This window comes from Paenibacillus sp. FJAT-27812, assembly GCF_001273905.1.
Lineage (GTDB): Bacteria > Bacillota > Bacilli > Paenibacillales > Paenibacillaceae > Pristimantibacillus.
Map to the genome: position 1 here is coordinate 3,614,459 of NZ_LIGH01000001.1, position 18,983 is coordinate 3,633,441.

General features: G+C 50.1%; 16 protein-coding genes. 10 read left to right on the forward strand and 6 right to left on the reverse strand.

Annotated elements, in window-relative coordinates; genetic code table 11:
• Positions 1–106 precede the first annotated feature (106 nt).
• The 3 genes from ADU23_RS15265 to ADU23_RS15275 all read left to right on the forward strand — a co-directional run bounded on the left by ADU23_RS15265 (position 107) and on the right by ADU23_RS15275 (position 2,741).
• Positions 107–1,258 carry a glycoside hydrolase family 5 protein gene (locus ADU23_RS15265; RefSeq protein WP_053377648.1) on the forward strand — a complete coding sequence of 384 codons (1,152 nt, stop codon included), beginning with the start codon at positions 107–109 and terminating at the stop codon, positions 1,256–1,258.
• Positions 1,255–2,109 carry a metallophosphoesterase gene (locus ADU23_RS15270; protein ID WP_063846010.1) on the forward strand — a complete coding sequence of 285 codons (855 nt, stop codon included), beginning with the start codon at positions 1,255–1,257 and terminating at the stop codon, positions 2,107–2,109. The genes ADU23_RS15265 and ADU23_RS15270 overlap by 4 nt, the downstream gene beginning before the upstream one ends.
• Positions 2,110–2,174: 65 nt before the next feature.
• Positions 2,175–2,741, forward strand: coding sequence for a GNAT family N-acetyltransferase (locus tag ADU23_RS15275; protein WP_231637404.1), 567 nt, complete (start codon positions 2,175–2,177; stop codon positions 2,739–2,741).
• Between the two features lie 66 nt (positions 2,742–2,807).
• Here the strand turns inward: ADU23_RS15275 and ADU23_RS15280 are convergent, their stop codons facing one another.
• Positions 2,808–3,803: an HD domain-containing phosphohydrolase gene (locus ADU23_RS15280; RefSeq protein ID WP_053374512.1), complete on the reverse strand. Its 996-nt coding sequence runs from the start codon at positions 3,801–3,803 to the stop codon at positions 2,808–2,810.
• Between the two features lie 26 nt (positions 3,804–3,829).
• Positions 3,830–6,058, reverse strand: coding sequence for a UvrD-helicase domain-containing protein (locus ADU23_RS15285; protein ID WP_053374513.1), 2,229 nt, complete (start codon positions 6,056–6,058; stop codon positions 3,830–3,832).
• A 69-nt stretch (positions 6,059–6,127) separates the two neighbouring features.
• Between ADU23_RS15285 and ADU23_RS15290 the strand changes: the two genes are divergently transcribed.
• From ADU23_RS15290 to ADU23_RS15300, 3 genes are all read left to right on the forward strand, one after another.
• Entirely contained in the window at positions 6,128–6,688 is a 561-nt protein-coding gene (locus ADU23_RS15290; RefSeq protein WP_053374514.1) for a GNAT family N-acetyltransferase, read from the forward strand.
• Between the two features lie 109 nt (positions 6,689–6,797).
• Positions 6,798–8,090 carry an MFS transporter gene (locus ADU23_RS15295; RefSeq protein WP_053374515.1) on the forward strand — a complete coding sequence of 431 codons (1,293 nt, stop codon included), beginning with the start codon at positions 6,798–6,800 and terminating at the stop codon, positions 8,088–8,090.
• Positions 8,090–10,054: a glycosyltransferase family 39 protein gene (locus tag ADU23_RS15300; protein ID WP_053374516.1), complete on the forward strand. Its 1,965-nt coding sequence runs from the start codon at positions 8,090–8,092 to the stop codon at positions 10,052–10,054. The genes ADU23_RS15295 and ADU23_RS15300 overlap by 1 nt, the downstream gene beginning before the upstream one ends.
• Before the next feature lie 508 nt (positions 10,055–10,562).
• Here the strand turns inward: ADU23_RS15300 and ADU23_RS15305 are convergent.
• Positions 10,563–10,898, reverse strand: a complete 336-nt coding sequence (locus ADU23_RS15305) for a DUF1904 family protein (RefSeq protein ID WP_053374517.1) — start codon at positions 10,896–10,898, stop codon at positions 10,563–10,565.
• 79 nt (positions 10,899–10,977) lie between these two features.
• Entirely contained in the window at positions 10,978–11,904 is a 927-nt protein-coding gene (locus ADU23_RS15310; protein WP_141680344.1) for an RluA family pseudouridine synthase, read from the reverse strand.
• Positions 11,905–12,092: 188 nt separating this feature from the next.
• Between ADU23_RS15310 and ADU23_RS15315 the strand changes: the two genes are divergently transcribed.
• Together ADU23_RS15315 and ADU23_RS15320 are read left to right on the forward strand one after the other, a co-directional pair.
• Positions 12,093–13,643 (forward strand): stalk domain-containing protein, encoded by a 1,551-nt coding sequence (locus ADU23_RS15315; protein WP_053374518.1) that lies wholly within the window; start codon positions 12,093–12,095, stop codon positions 13,641–13,643.
• Positions 13,644–13,802: 159 nt separating this feature from the next.
• Positions 13,803–15,695: a B12-binding domain-containing radical SAM protein gene (locus ADU23_RS15320; protein WP_053374519.1), complete on the forward strand. Its 1,893-nt coding sequence runs from the start codon at positions 13,803–13,805 to the stop codon at positions 15,693–15,695.
• Positions 15,696–15,786: 91 nt separating this feature from the next.
• On the opposite strand, the gene ADU23_RS15325 is transcribed toward ADU23_RS15320, so the two are convergent.
• Entirely contained in the window at positions 15,787–16,671 is an 885-nt protein-coding gene (locus tag ADU23_RS15325) for a LysR family transcriptional regulator (protein ID WP_053374520.1), read from the reverse strand.
• A gap of 122 nt (positions 16,672–16,793) precedes the next feature.
• Here ADU23_RS15325 and ADU23_RS15330 point away from each other — a divergent pair, with 122 nt between their 5' ends.
• Both ADU23_RS15330 and ADU23_RS15335 read left to right on the forward strand, forming a co-directional pair.
• Positions 16,794–17,111: a DUF1330 domain-containing protein gene (locus tag ADU23_RS15330; protein WP_053374521.1), complete on the forward strand. Its 318-nt coding sequence runs from the start codon at positions 16,794–16,796 to the stop codon at positions 17,109–17,111.
• Positions 17,101–17,886 carry an SDR family oxidoreductase gene (locus ADU23_RS15335; RefSeq protein WP_053374522.1) on the forward strand — a complete coding sequence of 262 codons (786 nt, stop codon included), beginning with the start codon at positions 17,101–17,103 and terminating at the stop codon, positions 17,884–17,886. The genes ADU23_RS15330 and ADU23_RS15335 overlap by 11 nt, the downstream gene beginning before the upstream one ends.
• 67 nt (positions 17,887–17,953) lie before the next feature.
• Here the strand turns inward: ADU23_RS15335 and ADU23_RS15340 are convergent, their stop codons facing one another.
• Entirely contained in the window at positions 17,954–18,928 is a 975-nt protein-coding gene (locus ADU23_RS15340) for a type I phosphomannose isomerase catalytic subunit (protein ID WP_053374523.1), read from the reverse strand.
• Between the last annotated feature and the right edge of the window lie 55 nt (positions 18,929–18,983).

Below are 18,983 nucleotides of genomic sequence, written 5' to 3' on the forward strand. Positions count from 1 at the left end.
TATTCTAGCAACAGCCGCCGGCTGCGGCACAGACTCGTCCAAGCCATTAGAAACTAGCGGGCCAATTACCAGCGAAGTGGACAAAATAAACCTTCCTTCGGAGAAGATGGGCTATTGGAATTTTCAGCGAAAAGGAACTAATTTTATGAACTCCACTTCGCTTCCGGTCAATTATCAAGAAGCGAAGGAGCAAGGCATTGCATTCATTAGGCTCGCTCCCGACAAATGGGGCAAAGAACGAGATTACCTGTTTAACGATAAGCCGGATAACAAGCCGAAGGAAGATTTTCTAATAGGCAGCGCAGATCAATATGAGGGAATTGTGGAAGAGGATTTTGCAAGGCTGGAGGCGGATTTAGACGCGGCTGAAGCAAAAGGCGTAAAGGTCATATTGACGGTCCTTAGCCTGCCGGGAGATCGATGGAGACAGTTCAATGGCAATAAGAATGACGATCGGATTTGGGAGGACCGCGACTATCATAAGCAGTCTGCCCTCTTCTGGAAGGACCTTGCGTCAAGGCTAAAAGACCACCCTGCCATAGCCGGCTACAACCTGATCAATGAGCCGCATCCCGAAACCGCAGCCGGCTTCAACGACTTTTGGACTCAGAATTACACCGAGTGGTATGCCAAGGTAGAGAATACGGCAGCGGATTTGAACGTACTCTACGATGAGATTGTCAAAGCGGTTCGTACGGTTGACAAGGATACGCCAATTATCGTTGATTCTGGACTCTATGCGACGCCGTGGGCGTTTCAATATTTAAAGCCGATTGACGATCCTAACGTCCTGTACGCTTTCCATATGTATGAGCCTTACGAGATGACGAGCCAAAATAATAAAAAAGGGTTCAAGTATGCTTATCCGGGGGCAGTCAAGGTCGGAAACGAACAGAATGAAATCACGTTTAACCGCGATGCCCTTAAACAGTTTTTGGAGCCTGTGACGAAGTGGGCAACCGATCATAAACTCCCTGCAAACCGGATTATAGCGTCGGAATTCGGAATTAATCGTATGGTAAGCGGCGCGGATCAATATATGGCGGATCTCATTTCGATATTTAATGAACAGGGATGGCACTGGTCGTTCTACGCGTTTCGCGAGGATACGTGGGATGGCATGGATTATGAGATGGGCAGCAAAAAGCCGGATTGGAAATACTGGGATGCTAGAGACAAAGGGGAGCTGCCGGTTCGTAAACCGTCGGATTCCGATAATCCGATATGGAACGTGATTAAGAATGGCTTAACGAAGTGATTTTCAGAAAAATCGCTCTAGCCTTTTGTTTGATCCTGCTTTTCCTAGGCGGAACCGGGTTCTACGCGATAGAGATTGAGCCTAACACCCTGTCAGTGACCCGGATCAATATCGTAAACAGACAAATAAAGCAGTCTTTTAATGGATTAAAAATCGTTCAGTTTTCGGATACGCACTTAGGCCCGGACTTTACGGTAGATCAGCTTCAAGCGCTTGTTGACCGCATCCAGCTGCTCCAGCCCGATATTGTCGCATTTACTGGTGATTTAATAGATCAATATAACGAGTACGGCTCGAAAAATAGAGAGAAGGCTCAGAAGGTGCTGGCAAGCATAGAGGCTCCCCTTGGCAAATATGCGGTGTACGGCAATCATGATCGAGGCGGGGGCGGCAACCGGGTGTACAAGCGATATATGGAGGAAGCGGGGTTCATTGTCCTTGTGAATGAGGTTCACACCCTTACATCCGCTGCCGGAGAAAAGCTGTCTCTGGCAGGGCTTGATGATTTTTTGCTCGGTAAGCCGCAGAGTAAGCGTACGCTCCAATCGCTTCGCGAGGAGGATTTTAATTTGCTGCTCGTTCATGAGCCGGACACCGCGGACCGATTCACGGATTATCCGGTAGATTTGCAGCTCTCGGGGCATAGCCACGGCGGGCAGTTCCGTATCCCTTTTCTAAAGCCGATGATTACAACCTCATTAGCCGATAAGTACATCGAAGGGCAGTACACGCTTCAAGGAAAAATAAGGCCGCTAACGCTGTATGTCAATCGAGGGATCGGAACGACAAGGCTGCCTCTGCGACTATTCGCCAAACCAGAGCTGACGGTTATTCATTTGTTTGCCAGCTGACAAGCGCAACCATGTATTCATATTTCCGTTTAATGAAGATAGTAGTGACGATGGGGGGAATAGCCTTGAAGGAAGAACGGACAGTGCCTCAAATAAAGGGCAGCAACATTGATTTGCGGATGGCGCGGGAATCCGATTTGGAAGCTTATTATGCTTTTTTGCAAGATTCCGAGATGAATCTGCTGACAGGCTCGCAAACGGAGTTCACCCGTGAAACAATCGAAGCATGGATTCGAAAAATCAGCGTTGTGGATGAGGAGCGCGTTGATTTTATTATTATTTTGAAGGAAACGAATGAGCTGCTGGGCGAGGTTGTGTTGAATGAAATCGATACGACCAACCGGAGCGCGAATATACGGATCGGCATTCAAGGAGCGCAGCATCGCGGCAAAGGTTACGGTACGGAGGCGTTGGTCCATATGCTTCGGTACGGATTTGAGACGCTTAAGCTGCACCGGATTCACCTCGGCGTTTACGCTTTTAATCCCCGTGCTATCCATGTCTACGAGAAACTCGGCTTTCAGCGCGAAGGAGTAGAGCGGGACGCCCTTTATTTGGACGGGAAGTTTCATCATATGATTACGATGTCTATGCTGGAGGATGAGTTCCGCGCCTTATATGGAGCGGAGTAAATCGTATAAATAAAAGAGCAGCGGCAGTCTAAAGCATGAATTTCATGGTTTAGCTGCCGCTGCTTTTTATGGTTTTGAAGCGATAAGTGCGAGGAAGGAGTCGACGAGCTCGGGATCAAAATGCTGCCCGCGCTGCCCGCTAATATACGCCAGCGCCCGCTGCTCAGACCATTTTTCTTTGTACGGGCGGATGCTCGTCAACGCATCGTATACATCGACGACGCTTACGATTCGCGCTTCAATCGGAATGTCCTCGCCCGCCAGCAGATGCGGGTAGCCGGTGCCGTCCCATTTTTCATGATGGTACAAAATAATGTTTTTGCCGAGCTCAAGCTCCTGGTTAAATAAATCATCATTCAGCTCAGCATAGATTTTATCGATGATATCAACGCCGATTTGCGTATGCATCTCGATGATTTGCCGCTCGTAGTAAGCGAGGGGGCCGGGCTTGTATAGAATGCCCTCCGGGATGCCGGATTTGCCGATATCATGCAAGATGCTGGAATGGGATATCCGGTTCACCAGCTCTTCCGACCACCCTAATTGCATCCGTTCGTTATGAAAATGCGTCAGCCTTTCGGTCAGCTCCCGAACGCGAACCAGATGCTGCTCGATGCCGGGGTCTCTTATCTCGCAAGAGATGGCGAGTACCTTCAGCATGGAGCTTTGAATGGAGCCGATCCGCTCCTCCGGCAAATAAAAGCCGCTTTTCAGCTTCTCAAGCTCACGGAAGATGCCGATATAATATAGCTCGTTCCCATCAAGCAGTGGCGTGATTGTAATGGATGAGTGCCAAATGCTGCTGTCTCTTCGCCGGTTCGTCAGTACGCCTGACCATGGCAGGCCTTGCTTAAGCGCGAGCTTCATTTGGTCATGCGTTTCCTTTGGCGTGTAGGATGTCCGCAATATGCTTGCTTTTTTTCCGGTAATTTCCTCCGAGGAGTAACCGGTAATTTTCTCATACGAGCGATTGACCGCCAAGATATGATGATCGATATCCGTTATAATAACGGCGTCCGCCAGCTTTAGATACGGGGCTAGCTGTTCACTAGTGCTGATCATGCTGCTTGTCTTCTCCTCACATGGTCTTATTGCTTCTTCTTCGGCAGTATTTTCGTTCCTTGCTCCATAGGCGACTGGCACAGCGGGCATGGCCGAAACTCCGCTTGCGAATCCTCGTACGTAATAATCCGCTGCCATACCTCACAGGAATCGCTGGTGCAGAGCCATGCGAGTGCAGATTCGGAATCGCTCTCTTCCTCTTTCATGAAAGCGGAGCGGATAAAGCGCGACAGCTCTGCCGGTTTGCCTCGGTATAAGGCAGGTGAGCTGATATAAAGCTCCTCCTGAGCTCTCGTTACGGCGACGTAAGCAAGGCGCCGCTCTTCCTCGAGCGCTTCGGCAAGCGCATCATCGCCGGTCTGGATCGAGGTGCGATCGCTATGCTTATCGGCTGCAAGCGCTGAGCTATGGGGCAATATGCCCTCCGAGGCGCCAATGACGAAAACGACCGGAAATTCGAGTCCCTTTGATTTGTGGATCGACATCAGCGATATGGCGCTGCGGTTATGCGCATGCTTCTGGAGCTGCTGCACGGCAGCGTGCTTGTCCGTGATATCATCGATATAGGCTAGAAAAGCTTCTATCGTCTCAAAGTTGCTGGCCGCAGCCTCGAACTCATCAAGCACTTCCTTAAGCCCTTCCTTATGCTCCGTCATTTCATGGCGCTTGCTCGTTTCAAGAAATTGGTCATAAAAGGCTTGTCGAAGCTGCATAATAGCTGATGCAGGCAACGCATCGGTCAACGACTTGATCAGCTTGATGCGCTCTTTGATTTTGTCCTTCTGAAATTCTTTCAGCTGCGGAAATTCAAGCAGATGAATGAGCGGCCACTTCTTCGCGCGCACCTTGTCTTGGTTCCATATGAAGGCCATCGCCTGCTCGCGATTGACATAAAGCGAAGGAAGCAAAACTTCCATCGCATCAAAGTTTCGGCGATCCTGTACAAGCCGCAAATGCGCAAGCAAAGGCTTTATAGCCCATTGATCATAAAAGAGCTGGCCATCGCCGAAATCGATGAACGGAAGCTCCTTGGTCAGAAGCAGCTCGGTTAGCGCCCTGCTGCTGCTCGCCGTACGGAACAAAACGGCAAAATCGCCGAAGGAGCGTTTCCCTTGTGCCGTATGCGATATAATGGTATCCGCGATGAGCTTGGCTTCGTCCTGCGTCGTTTTGAGCCGGGCGTAGGAGGGATTAACTCCCTTTGGCTTTACAGCCAGCAGCGATTTCTCCTTGCGCAGCTTGTTATATTGAATAATTGCATTGCCAAGGCCAACGATCGTGCTGGTCGAGCGGTAGTTGATATCCAAAACATAAGTCGCCGCGCCGGGATATTGATGCTCGAAGTTCAAAATATAATCATTTTTCGCTCCGTTGAAGGAATAGATCGTCTGATCGTCATCGCCTACGACCATCAGATTGCGGTGCTTATCGGCGAGCATTTGGATGAGCACGTATTGGACTTGATTGGTATCTTGGAACTCGTCGATCATCAAATATTGAAAGCGTCTTTGCAGCGTAGCAAGAAGCTCTGGATCATCCTTCAGCAGCTTGTACGCTTCCAGCAGAAGATCATCGTAATCGAACTTATCCAGTTCCTTCTTCCACTGCTCGTAGCGGGTGAAGAGCAGCTTCAGCTCCCTTTCCTCCGTTGTCGCTGACGGAAGGTCGCTAACGTTGATCATTTGCAGCTTAATCGCCGACAGCTGAGCGAGCAGCGTCTCGGGCTCGTAGTCATTTTGCAGCAAAAGCTCGCGCATGAGCCGCTTGAAAAAAATATGCTTTTGCCCGGTTTCGCCAAGAATGCCTTGGCGGTAACCTCGCCCTCTGAGCAGCTGGAGGCAGAAGGAATGAAACGTTCGCGCCTCGACGCCGCTAGCTGCCTGCGGACTAAGGACAGGAAGCGAGCGAATGCGGCTTCGCATTTCATCTGCCGCTTTTTTGGAGAAGGTCATCAGCAAAATGTGCTGCGGCTGGACATGCTGCACGGCGAGCAGATAAGCAGTTCGGCATACGAGCACGGACGTCTTGCCCGAGCCGGCTCCCGCAAGCGTAAGCGCAGGTCCCTTGTCGTGGCGAACCGCTGCAATTTGGGGGCGATTGAGCGAAATGCCGTACTGCTCCAAAGCGCGGAAAAACCCGGCATCCTTCGCATCAGCGCCAACAAGCTGGCGGCTTGTCTCGGCCTCCGCCTTTGGGGCAGAGGGAACCTCGCTGTTTCGAATGCCTATGGGAAATGTATAATAGTCATTACTCACTACTTCATCACCTTCAGAAACAATATTTATCTATTATAACAGAACATAAAAAGAATGAGGGATGCCATCATGATAGGACCAGCCAGAAGAGAAGACGTACATGAGGTATTGCCGCTTATGCTTGCGGCGATCGGCAACATTGCTTACACGCTAGCAGGAACTGAGGATCAAGCTGAAGCAGAGCGCATTTTAGCCGGCTTTTATACGCGTGAAGACAATCGGATCAGCTATAAGCATGTGCTTGTCGACCGAAGGGAAGAAGGCATTGCAGGCATGCTGATCAGCTATGCGGGCGATGGGGCGGCTGCGCTTGATGTGCCTTTTGTGACGCGGCCTGGCCGGGATAAGGGACCTCGCTCGAACGAGAGCATCGCCGTGGAGGCGGAAGCAGGCGAATATTATTTGGATTCTATCGCTGTCGATGAGCGTTTTCAGGGACAAGGCATTGCCAAAACGCTTATCGGCGCCTTTGAGCAGAGAGGCTTGGAGGAAGGCTACAACAAGCTGTCGCTAATTGTTGAACCATACAATACAAGAGCGCGCGCCCTATACAAAAAGCTGGACTTTACCGAGGACGGCTCGATTGAAGTAAGCGGAAGCGAGTATATTCGAATGGTGAAGCATATCTAGTTATTTTAAAAAAGTTATATATGGAATAATAAGGGTTTGTACGGTAAGATGAGAGAGTTATAAGCGAGGTTTATAATAGACTTTCATCGTAACCGGGAGCGTGTTGTTTATGGCCACTGCAAGCTTTAAAGCTAAATTAGCTTACAGCTCAGGAAATTTATCCGTTAATTTAATTGCACAAGCTTTTGCATCCTACATCGTTTTTTATTATGTGGATGTGCTAGGCGTAAGACCGGCCTTAATCAGCGTTGCCATGGTTATTCACGGTATCGTGAATGCGGTATTAAATCCGCTGTTTGGACATCTTTCGGATCGGACGAGCTCCCGTTTTGGCAGGCGGATACCGTATATGCTCTTTGGCATGGTGCCGCTTGCGGCATTATTTACGGCGATTTGGTTTCCAATCGGCACAGGCTCTGCTTTGTTCTGGTATTTTTTAACGATCGTATTGCTATATGATATTTTGTTCGTCATGGTCGTCTTGAATTATTCGGCGCTGTTTCCAGAAATGTTTACGACGATCAAGGAGCGCGCGCAGGTATCGTCGTGGCGCCAAATGTTCGGCATACTTGGGATGATCATTGGCGTGGCGCTGCCTCCTCTCGTTTATGGGAAGCTGGGCTGGGGACCGATGGGTGCCATTTTTGCGGGTATCGCGCTCATTTTCTTTATCGTCATGGTATCGGCCAGCAAAGAAAAAATCGTCGTGCAGCGCGAAGAGGTTGGGTTCGTCCAGTCTTTGAAATTTACGTTCTCGAACAAAGCGTTTGTGCTATTCGTCATTGGCAGCTTCTTTGCGCAGTTCACCTTCGCGATGCTGCCCGCTGCCATTCCTTTCTTCACCAAATACGTGCTTGGCGCTGCGGAAGACAGCAATACCATTTTGCTTGGCGCGATCTTCGTTGCAGCTATACCGTTCGTATATATTTGGGGAAGATTGCTGCAAAGATGGGGAGCGCGCAAGACGGTTATGGCTGCCATTATCATCTATGCGCTTGCGATGATTCCGTTCTTATTCGTATCGAGCGTAGCGCTTGCTGCAGCTGCTGCAGCGGTAATCGGCGTTGGCTTAGCGGGGCTGCTCGTTTTGCTGGACGTGCTGTTATCCGAAATTATCGATGAGGATGAGACGCGCACGCGGGTTCGCAGGGAAGGCATGTACTTTGGGATGAACGGCTTTATCGTCAAATGGGGCATCTCGCTGCAAGCGGTGGTGCTTGGGTTTATATTGGAAGCTACCGGCTACGTGAAGGATGCCGTGCAATCGGATGCAGCCGTATGGGGGATCCGTTCGATGCTTAGCGTTATTCCGTTTGCCGCGCTGCTTATCGCGCTTCTATTTTTCTATTTATATCCGATTCGCCAGTCTAATTCCAATGCAAAAAGCGGTGACGCACAGTAATGACTCGTACGATCGATTGGATGAAAAACAATCCCATGCTCTTGATGCTGTTCCTAATCGGAGCAGCAGTGAGAGTTCTTTACGCCGGCGCCATACCGGGCGGCTTGAATCAGGATGAGGCTTCGATCGGCTACGAGGCCTATTCCATTCTTCATTTCGGAATCGATCGGAATGGCGTCTCGCTGCCGGTTCATTTGATCGCTTGGGGAAGCGGCCAAAATGCGCTTTATGCTTATCTGTCTATGCCCTTTATCTATTTATTTGGTTTAACTCCGCTATCGGTTCGAATGCTTAGCATCCTGTTTGGGCTGCTTGGGACGGTGCTTTTCTATTTAATAGCTTTACAGCTATTTAAGAGAAAACACGCGGCTGCCGCAGCGGCTTTTTTTATCGTCATCTGTCCATGGCATATTATGATATCCAGATGGGCGCTCGAGTCGAATATTTTCCCGACTCTGGTGCTGCTCGCCGTCTTTTTTTTGTTTAAAGCGATCCATCAGCCGAGATGGCTGATCGGCTTCACCGTAACGCTTGCCGCCTCGCTGTATGCGTATGGCACGGCCTATTTTTTTGTGCCGGTGTTTGGCGTAAGCGTGTTGGCCCTGCTCGTTGCGAGGAAGGTGTTCAAGCTGCGCGACCTGCTGTGGAATAGCCTCGTCCTCGTTATTTTAGCAGCGCCAATCGGCTTGTTTCTTCTAATAAACAGGTTCAATATGTCGACGGTACAATGGCTGTTCTCCATACCAAAGCTTACCGTTCCAAGGGTGGAGCAGGTATCATCGGCATTCGAAGGCAACGCCTTCTCGATGCTTGCGCAGCATTTTAACCAGTTTCTAAAGCTGTTTATTACGCAAAATGACGGCCTGCTGTGGAACGCGATACCTGAATACGGCTATATGTATCCGATCGCTTTGCCGCTTATCGCCATAGGAATCGTATACGGCGTCTATAAATTAGTAAAAGAGTTCCGCGCCGAGACTGCGGTAATGGCGATTTGGTTCGGAGCAGCCCTTCTTATAACGCTGATTACGGATGTGAATATCAATAGGATCAATATCATTTTTTTCCCGACCGTGTACTTAGCCGTTGCCGGCTTGATGTGGCTGCATAAGCAAATCAAATATTCGCTGGTCGTGGCGATCGGTGCGTTCACCGTGTTCTTTCTATTGTTTTGCGGACAGTATTTCACTGCTTACGCGAAGCAAATAAGCCCGATGTTCTTCGAGTCCTTTGGCGAAGCGATCACGTACGCCTCGGATGAGACGGAAGGGCAAGTTTATGTGACGGATCAAGTGATGATGCCTTATATTTACGTATTATTTTATGAAAAAATCGAACCGCGACAGTTTATAGACACGGTGGACTATATAAACCCCGGGCAGCCCTTTCAGTTTGTCCGCTCCTTCGGCAGATACCATTTCGGGAAGCCTGAGCTTAGGCCGGACGAGGTGGCCGTTTATATTTTTAGCAATAACGACGCTATTCCGGACGAGAACTCGGGCTATCGGATCAAACGGTTCAAGCATTATACGGTCGTCAGCGGAAAAGGAAGGATAGCAGCGCCGAAGGTTCATGAGGCTTTTCAAAATGGAGGTTTTGAGGAGGGACAGCGGTATTGGTCGTTTACTGCCGGGGCTGGAATCGGAACCAACCGGCCGTTCAGCGGCACGAATCTCATGTACATCGATCCCGGCACCGAGCATATCGCCACTCAGACATTTATAAGCGCTAATGCCGGAGAATACGCACTGTCCGCAAAAGTAAGTGCTGGCGGGGATGGCGGCACGGTTGGCATCTCTATTAATGGAGCAATGGTTCAAGAGCTGGCAGTCCCGTTTCAAGAAGAGTACGTCGAGATAAAGCTGCCAGCAGTGCCAGTTGCTGCGAACGATTCGGTTTCTGTTTATTTTGTGGGGGGAGCTGGCTGGTTGAATGTTGATGATGTGGTGTGGAGCAAGGAATGAAAGCGACAATGCGATGCTGAATAAGCAATTGGGCATGAAAGAAGCCGTATCCGCCTAAAAACCAATCAGGCAAGATCGCGATGGTGTAAATGAGTTCTTTAGCGGACAGAGAATCCTTTATTTTTCTTAATCAACGATTTTTGTAGCGTTCGCGGACTCAGGTACCGCTAATCACTCAGTAAACCCAATTGGAACCTCGTTTAAATAGAGATAACGGATCTCCTGTCCGCATAATTCGCCCTAAATGGTCAAAACGCAAATATAACGGAACTACAGTCCGCTCATTACAAATTCATGTGTTAAGATTCATTAGACGATCTCAACTATGAATGGAAAAAGCCTCCAACCACACCTTGAAAGTGGAGTTGAAGGCTTAGCTCTCTTATGATCCGCACTTCTGCGGTGGACGAAAGAAGCCATGATAAGGCTTTGGGAAAGCCTCTTCCGAGGAAGCATTTTCGGGTCATTGCTGGAAAATAACCTCAATCAAGCGAAGCATAGAAGTATGCTATTCTTCCACAGGCTCGCCATTAATATAATAGCTGTCCTCGCGGTACGGTTGAAACACGATTTCGATTTCGGATATGCCGAGCTGGCGGACAGCATCTGTGACGGCCACCGCGAAGCGATTTCGGATTTGCTGCCCGCGCTCGAACCAGCCTACCTCGATGAAGGCGAAGCCGGCTTCGCTTTCCGGGCTTCCGAACACGTTTGTTGTATGCTGGCAAGCCATCGTGAAATTGTCGGTGCCGCAATCGCAAATGGCTGCAAGCTCATCCGCAAGCGGAGCGGTGACGGATTGCAGCTTGTCGGCAGGCACTCCGCGAAATAATAGATGTGGCATAATGATCATCCTCCTTATGGATAAAAGAAGCATCGGCTGCGCGTTACAGGCAGCCGATGCTTCTTTTTTGGTGCTGCCGCTACTCGGTTACATGGAACGGCTTGAGAAACAGCTTCGGAATTTCGGTTTCGAAGCGCACAAGCTTGCCTGTAATCGGATGCGTGAAGGCAAGTACGCGAGCATGAAGTCCGAGCCTGCCGATGATTCGCGTGCGGGCGCCGTACTTTTTGTCTCCTACGACCGGATGGCCGATGTCCTCCATATGGACGCGAATTTGGTTTTTGCGGCCGGTTTCGAGATTCACTTCGAGCAGTGAGAAGTTTTTGTTGGCGCGCAGCACCTTGTAATGGGTGACGGCGTGCAGACCGTCATTCGCGTGGGCGCTTGAATACATTTTGAGCGTCTTGCTTTCCTTCAGCCATGAAGTGATGGTTCCCTGCTCTTTCTTAACGGCTCCTTCGACTAGCGCAACATAGATCCGCTCTTGAACCGAATCCTGCCAGCTGTTTTGCAGCTGCTGCTGAACCGCTTCGCTCTTTGCGAACATCATAACGCCCGACGTATCGCGATCGAGCCGGTGCACGACAAAAATCCGATTTTTCGTATTTTCCACCCGTACATGCGCCGTCAGCTGGCGGTAGGCAGTAACTTCATTCTCCGGTGCGGCGTCTGACGATATGGACAGCAGCCCGGCTTCCTTCTTAATGACGATAATATGCTCATCCTCAAACATGATGGTGAGCCCTTCGAGCGGAATCTTTTCCTGCGGCCGATCTCTGCCAACGGTAACCGTCTGGCCGGGCTGCAGCGGATAGTTGTATGCGGTAGTCGATTTTCCGCCAACGGAAACCTGTCCGTGCGCGAGTATCGACTTGACGACGTTGCGTCCCGCGCCTGAAATGTTTTTTATTAGAAAAGGAAGCAGTTCCATCGGCTCGGTAACCGGATAGGACTTGCTCTTATCTGCTTGTGATTGAGGAGCTCCGCGCTTTTTCCCCCTGTGCATGCTGAAAACCTCCTAGATTCAATGCTCCTACTATACCACGAGTCATGGCATCAATTCTAATCTTCTATTTGGCTGCCGGATGCCCACTATGAAAATCGATTTCATAGACAAAGCATCAGCAGGAATGGTAGGATAAATGGTAGAGATATCATATGGTGAAATTGTGAAATATTGGAGGAAGCTACCGCGTGAAAACAAAACTTATTCAGACTATTCTCAGTCCCTTGCTTGTAGCAGGTTTGCTGCTTGCACCATTGCCGGTACTCAGCGACAGCACGGCTGCGGCGGCTAGCGCTCCGAGCAAGACGACGGTTGCCACAACTAAGCAATTGCAGGTCTTTGTAGACGGCAAGAAGCTTTCGCTCTCGGCAGCTGCGTATGCAGAGAAAGGCGTGACCTTCGTACCGATGCGCGATATTTTTACGGCTCTGGGCGCTTCGGTAACCTGGGAGAGCAAGACGGAGACGATTATTGGACGTAAAGGCAATGTTTCTATATCTCTTAAAGTAGGCGTCAAGCAAGCCGTTATTAATGGCAAGACAGTGAAGCTAGACGCACCGGCTGTCGTGCGCAAGGGCGTTACGTTCGTGCCGGTACGCTTCATATCCGAATCTCTCAGCGCTGCAGTCAAATGGGATAATGCGGCTAATGCAGTTCGGATTACATCGCCGGAAGCTGCCGAGGAAGCCGAGTATAACGAATGGCTGGAGCAGCAGAAAAATCTGCCTAAGCTTACTAGTAAAGATATAGTAGATAAATTTGACGCGAGCGTTGTGTTGATCTCGACGAATCGTGGACAAGGCAGCGGCGTAGTTATCGACGATAACCTAATTCTGACGAACTATCATGTGATGGTTGACGCTGCCTCTGCAACAGCGCTTACGCTTAATGGCGACGAGCTGAAAATTGTTGGCGTAGCCAAATATGACGAAAAAGCGGATTTAGCCATCATCAAAACGGAAGAACCGATCGGCCTGCCAGTGGTAGAGCTGGGCTACGGCTTCAACGCTTATAAGGGCAGCAAGGTTACCGCAATTGGAAGTCCGCAAGGCTTGCAAAATACGGTTTCCGACGGTCTAGTCAGCAACATTATTTTCGAAGACGGCATTCGTTACATACAGACAAGCGCGCCTATCGACCACGGAAGCTCCGGCGGAGCGCTGTTTAATGAGTATGGAGATCTTGTTGGCATTACGACAAGCGGTTATGCGGATACGGCAGCTGATTTGAACTTTGCCGTATCGGTTATTCATGCGGCTAACCTGAACAGCGAGACGACCGATAAAGATATAGCGAACGCTAAATTTTTGCCGCCTAGCCTGCCGGAAACGCTTGTCGGCGTTCCTTTGACAGATATCGAGAAGCTGCTTAAGGAGCAATATTCCTCGTTGTCGGCAACGGCAGGAGAAGCAAAGTTTACCAAGTGGGAAGCGAAGCGAGATGCTGGAGGCTGGCTTGTGCTGACAGCTGATATTGATCCGTTGTTCTATATGTATTACGGTGCGAAATCGGCGGAGGAGCTGCGGGTTTGGACGATTAATCTGGGCTACGAGTTCCACAGAATGCTGCCTAACGAAAAAATTCAAGTCGTTATTTCCTTTGAACGCGACTACGGCTTCGAGCCGCGCGGCTTTGCTGCGGGCGAGGTTACGTCACTAGGCAGCGATAAATGGCGGGTCCGTTATCCGGTCATCGACATGCAGCTTAAAGATGAGCTTTTCATTAAAGTAAGAGTTTAAGGAGATGAGGCATTTGCTGCCGCGATATGCGGCAAGCGGGTGCCTCTTCTTTTTTTCTTTTTTTTTCTGTACAATAGAAGGCATCTTGCTATAGGCGCCATTCATCATTTGGAATCGCGCTTCATAAGCAAATGCTTAAGTTAGAGAGGTTATGCTGCTATGAAAGTGGTACTGTCCACATTAAATGCTAAGTTTATACACACATCACTGGCGCTGCGCTGCTTGAAGGCGTTCAGCGGAGACCGATTCGATATTGATATTGCTGAGTATACAATCAAAGATCCGGTAATGAACATCGTGTCGGATATTTTCTCGCGCAAGCCAGATGTAGTAGGCTTCTCCTGCTATATATGGAACATTGAAGAAACGATTACCGTCATCAATATGCTGCGCAAAATCATGCCGGAAATTAAGATCATCCTCGGCGGACCGGAAGTCAGCTACGATATGGACTACTGGATGGAGCGCGTGCAAGAGGTTGATTTTATCGTAGTCGGGGAAGGCGAGGAGACGTTCCACCACTTGCTGACCGAGATTGAAGGCGACGGCAAATACCATATGGTATTTGGGGTTACCTACCGGAAGCAGCGCGAGGACCGCGTCGAGGTGCTTATTAATCCGCCCCGTCCGAAGCTGAACCTGAATGAGCTGCCTTCGCCGCATCGCTTTGAGGAGGATATTCCTCATTTGGGAAGCCGCGTCGTTTATTTTGAGACAAGCCGCGGCTGTCCGTTCAGCTGTCAATTTTGTCTATCCAGCATCGAGGTTGGCGTTCGTTACTACGATATGGAGCGGACGAAAGCGGATATTTTGTATTTGATCGAAAAAGGCGCAAAGCTTATTAAGTTCGTCGATCGAACGTTTAATATTAAGCGGGACTACGCGCTCGAAATATTCGAATTTTTGATCAAAAACCACCAAGGCTGCGTCTTCCAATTCGAAATTACGGCTGACATCATGCGGCCGGAAGTGCTTGACTACTTGGCTGAGAATGCGCCTCCCGGCATATTCCGCTTCGAGATCGGCGTGCAGTCTACGAATGATCCGACGAATGAAGCCGTTCAGCGCCGCCAAAATTGGATGAAGCTCGTTCGTACCGTCATGAAGGTGAAAAACTCGCAAAAAATCGATCAGCATCTTGATTTGATTGCCGGGCTTCCGCTTGAAAACTACGATACGTTCCGCGGTACGTTTAACGACGTATTCGAGCTGCGTCCCGAGGAGTTGCAGCTAGGCTTCCTCAAAATGCTCCGAGGCACTGGACTGCGCCGCGAAGCGGACAAATGGGGCTATATTTATATGGACAGATCGCCGTATGAAATGTTAGGCAATGATCTGATGCCATTTGGCGATATCGTCCGCATTAAGCGGGTCGAGGACGTGCTCGAGAAATACTGGAATGCGCATCGGATGGACCATACGCTGCTCTATTTGGTAGATCGGGTATTCCCTTCGCCGTTTGATTTCTTCCAAGCGTTCGGCGATTTCTGGGAACGGAGCGGCTGGCAGAAGATCGGCCATCAGCTTGAGGATTTGTATTCGCGTCTATGGGCGTTTCTTGATACGCTGCCGCTGCAAGGCAAGAAGGCAATCGGCTCCCTGCCATCGCCTGAGGATGACTCGTCGAAGACGGCTTACACCTTTGACGAGGTGCTGGCAATTGCGGGATCGCGTCTTGATTCGGATGTGGTGCTTGGGCTTATGAAATATGATTATTTCCTTAATCATAATTACAAGCCGCGCAAAACCTGGTGGGAGTTCACGATGGACAAGTCCGTATGGAGCGGCTGGATGCGCCGCCTAGCGGACCGTCCCGAAGAGGTATCGCCAGAATTCGCTGCACTTGGTTTCGGGGAGAAGGAGCTTCAAAAGCATGCTGTGATAGAGAGAGTGCCATTTGATCTTGCGGCATTCCTCGCAACGGGAGAGGTAGTAAGGGAGCGTCACACGCTGCTTGTCGTCTTGTACGCGCTTGAGGCTGGCAGCAGCAAGCCGAAGCCGCGTCCGTTCACGTTGTCGATCGAAGTTGAGCAAGGAGCTTTGCAGGGGTAAACCAAAATAGAATAAAAGGGGCATGCCATAGGTCTAAGCAGACCCATTGGCACGCCCCTTTTTTTGTATTATCCGCAGGCACCTATTTTTGTCAAAGCGGTGGTTGGCGATGAAGCTCCACACATGCAATAAATCGTTTGGCCGCTGGCGACAAGTAGCGGTCTTCCCTCCATTTTAGGCCAATTTCCCAAAACCAGCCTTCGTCCGTAATCGGTATCCACACCAGTCCGTCCAGCATCAGCCCAAGCGTTTTCGGAAGCACCGACACGCCAAGCCCCGCCTTAATGAACCCCGCGACCGTCGCCAAATCTTCAGCCTCATAGGTGGAAGCCAGCGTAAAGCCGGAATGTTGAAACCGCGACAAAATCGTTGCTTTGAGGCCGCAGTTGTTTTTGAGTCCGACGAACGGCTCGCCCGATAAATCCATGAGGCTTAACGAAGCGCGCTCCGCCAAGTGATGGCTGGCAGAAACGACAATATATAGGGGCATCGTTTGAATGACGAGCCATTTATGATTATCCATGATGGATTCACGCGAGGTAATCATCAGATCCGCATAACCTTTCTCCAGCTGCTCATCAATATCTCCGAGATTTCCTTGGTTCAGTTCAAAACGAACTTTTGAATGAATGAGCTGGTAGTCCCTTACGAGAGTGGGCACCAGATCAACCCCTAAAATATTGAGATAGGCTATCGAAACGACACCGCTTTCCGGATTGGAAAATTCCTCGATTTCTTGCATGCCGTCCTGGATATTTTGCAGCGCCTGCTCCACCCACTTGCCAAACATGAGCCCATACCGGTTAAGCCGGACGTTCCGGCCATTGCGTTCGAAGAGCGGAACGCCCAGCTCGCTTTCCAGCTTGGAAATGGAATGGCTTAAAGCAGGCTGGGTAATGCTGAGCGCTTTGGAGGCCATCGTCATATGCTGAAGGCGAGAAACGGTCAAAAAATATTCAAGCTGCGTAAGCTCCATGCGAGCACCTTCTTTATATGAATATAATTCATCAATTTTATTATTATTATAAATTGGACGTTATAAGAGGGTCAAGGTAAGATAGCGATGTGCTTAAATAACCAAAGAAAGAAGGGCAGCTATTGTCAGCCTATATCATCTTTATACGTGAAAAAACGATCGATAAGGAAGAGCTTGGTCTTTATTCGCAAAAAGCGCCTGCGGGCTTGGCCGGGCATCCTGTCACGCCGCTTGCTGTATATGGAACCTATCAAGTGATCGAAGGGCCGGATGTGGAAGGAGCTGCCATTCTATCGTTTCCATTTTTGGAGGAAGCGAAGGCTTGGTATTATAGCCAAGCATATCAGGACGCGCTAAAACATCGGCTCCGCGGCGGTATATACCGCGGCATTATTGTAGAAGGCATTTTGAATAACGGGAGTGAGAAGGATGAGCAATAGATCATGGAATGAATTCGAAAACAAAAAAGTGCTGGTCACCGGCGGAACAAAAGGAATGGGACAGGCAGTCGTCAAGAGGCTTTCCGGCGCCGGAGCAACGGTGCTGACCGCAGCTCGCACTATGCCGGCAGATTTCCCGCAGCCAGAGTTGTTCATTCAAGCGGATCTAGCGACGCAGGAAGGAACGCAGAAAGTCATTCAAGGAGTGAAAGAGAAGCTAGGCGGCATTGATATCGTTGTGCATTGCGTTGGCGGCTCGACGACGCCGCCCGGAGGAGCGCTCGCCTTAAATGACGAAGACTGGATTCATTCCCTGAATTGGAATCTGCTTGCCGCGGTACGCGTGGACCGCGGGCTGCTGCCGCTAATGGCAGAGCAGGGCTCCGGCGTCATTATCCATTTTACCTCGATCCAAAGGCGGCTGCCGCTTTACGAGACAACGCTAGCCTATGCGGCTGCCAAGGCTGCTCTTACCAATTACAGCAAAGGGCTGTCCAACGAATTTTCCCCGCGGGGCATTCGGATCAACACGGTATCGCCGGGCTTTATTCAAACGGAGGCTGCGGATGCCATGATCGACCGGATAGCAACGGCAACTGGAAGCAGGGAAAGCGCGCTGCAGCAATTAATGAGCTCGCTCGGGGGCATTCCGCTTGGACGGCCGGGACTGCCGGCGGAAGTAGCTGAGCTTGTCGCGTTTCTAGCATCCGATCGTGCATCGTCGATTACGGGCAGCGAATACGTGATAGATGGCGGTACGATTCCGACCGTCTGAATAAAAAAAACGACTCCGCTTATTTTCTCAGCGGAGTCGTTTTTATCATTTCAACCCTTGTTGCTATTTATGCAGGAACAACGCTGCGCAGGACGGTCATGCTGCCCGAAAGCGCATAGTCGCCAAGGTTAGCTGGAAGCAGGAAGCACTCGCCTGCTTTGACCGATTGCTCGCCGTCTGCCCATTTCAAAAGGCCTTCGCCTTCTGCGATAACGAGGATAACGAAGCTCTCGAGTGAAGTGGACAGCTCCCAAGGAGCGGCTACGATTCCTTTTTCAACGATAAAGTAAGGGGAAGAAGCGATGCGCAGCCATTCACCCGCAACCGCATCGTCGGTCTTCATGCGCTGAGCGCCGGCACCCTCATAGGCGATAACGTTTAGCGAATCTTCGATGTGAAGCTCGCGCAGCTGACCGTCAAGACCTGGGCGGTCGTAATCGAACAAACGATACGTTGTATCGGAGTTTTGCTGAATCTCAGCTACAACAACACCGGAGCATAGCGCATGAACGGTGCCGGCAGGAATATAAAACGCATCGCCGGCTTCTACGGAAACCTCTTGCAGCGTATCCATGATGCGGCCTTCTGCAATCGCAGCTTCCATCGAGGCGCGGTCAACGCCGTCCTTCAAGCCGTAAATGATTTTGGCGCCTGGCTTAGCATCAAGGATGTACCACATTTCCGTCTTGCCCAGCTCACCCTCAGGAAGACCCTCATATACGTCCGTAGGATGCACTTGAATCGATAGATCATCATTGCAATCCAGCAATTTAATAAGGAGCGGGAAACGTCCGTTTTTCTCGGAGAAGCCCTTCGTACCGAACCAAACTCGGCCGTATTCCTCGCGAATTTGGTCAAGGCCGGTGCCCGTAAGCTCGCCGTTCATCACTTTTGTTGTGCCGTTCGGGTGGTCGCCAATCATCCAGCCTTCGCCGATCGAGCCTTCTGGCAGCTCAAGTCCGAAGCCTTCAAGCGCGCGTCCTCCCCAAATGCGTTCTTTCATTTCAGGTTTAAATTGTAACGGATAAGGTTTTACAGTCATTGGTTATCTCTCCCATGTCAATTGTATGTATTGGTGTAAGCGATCAACTATATTT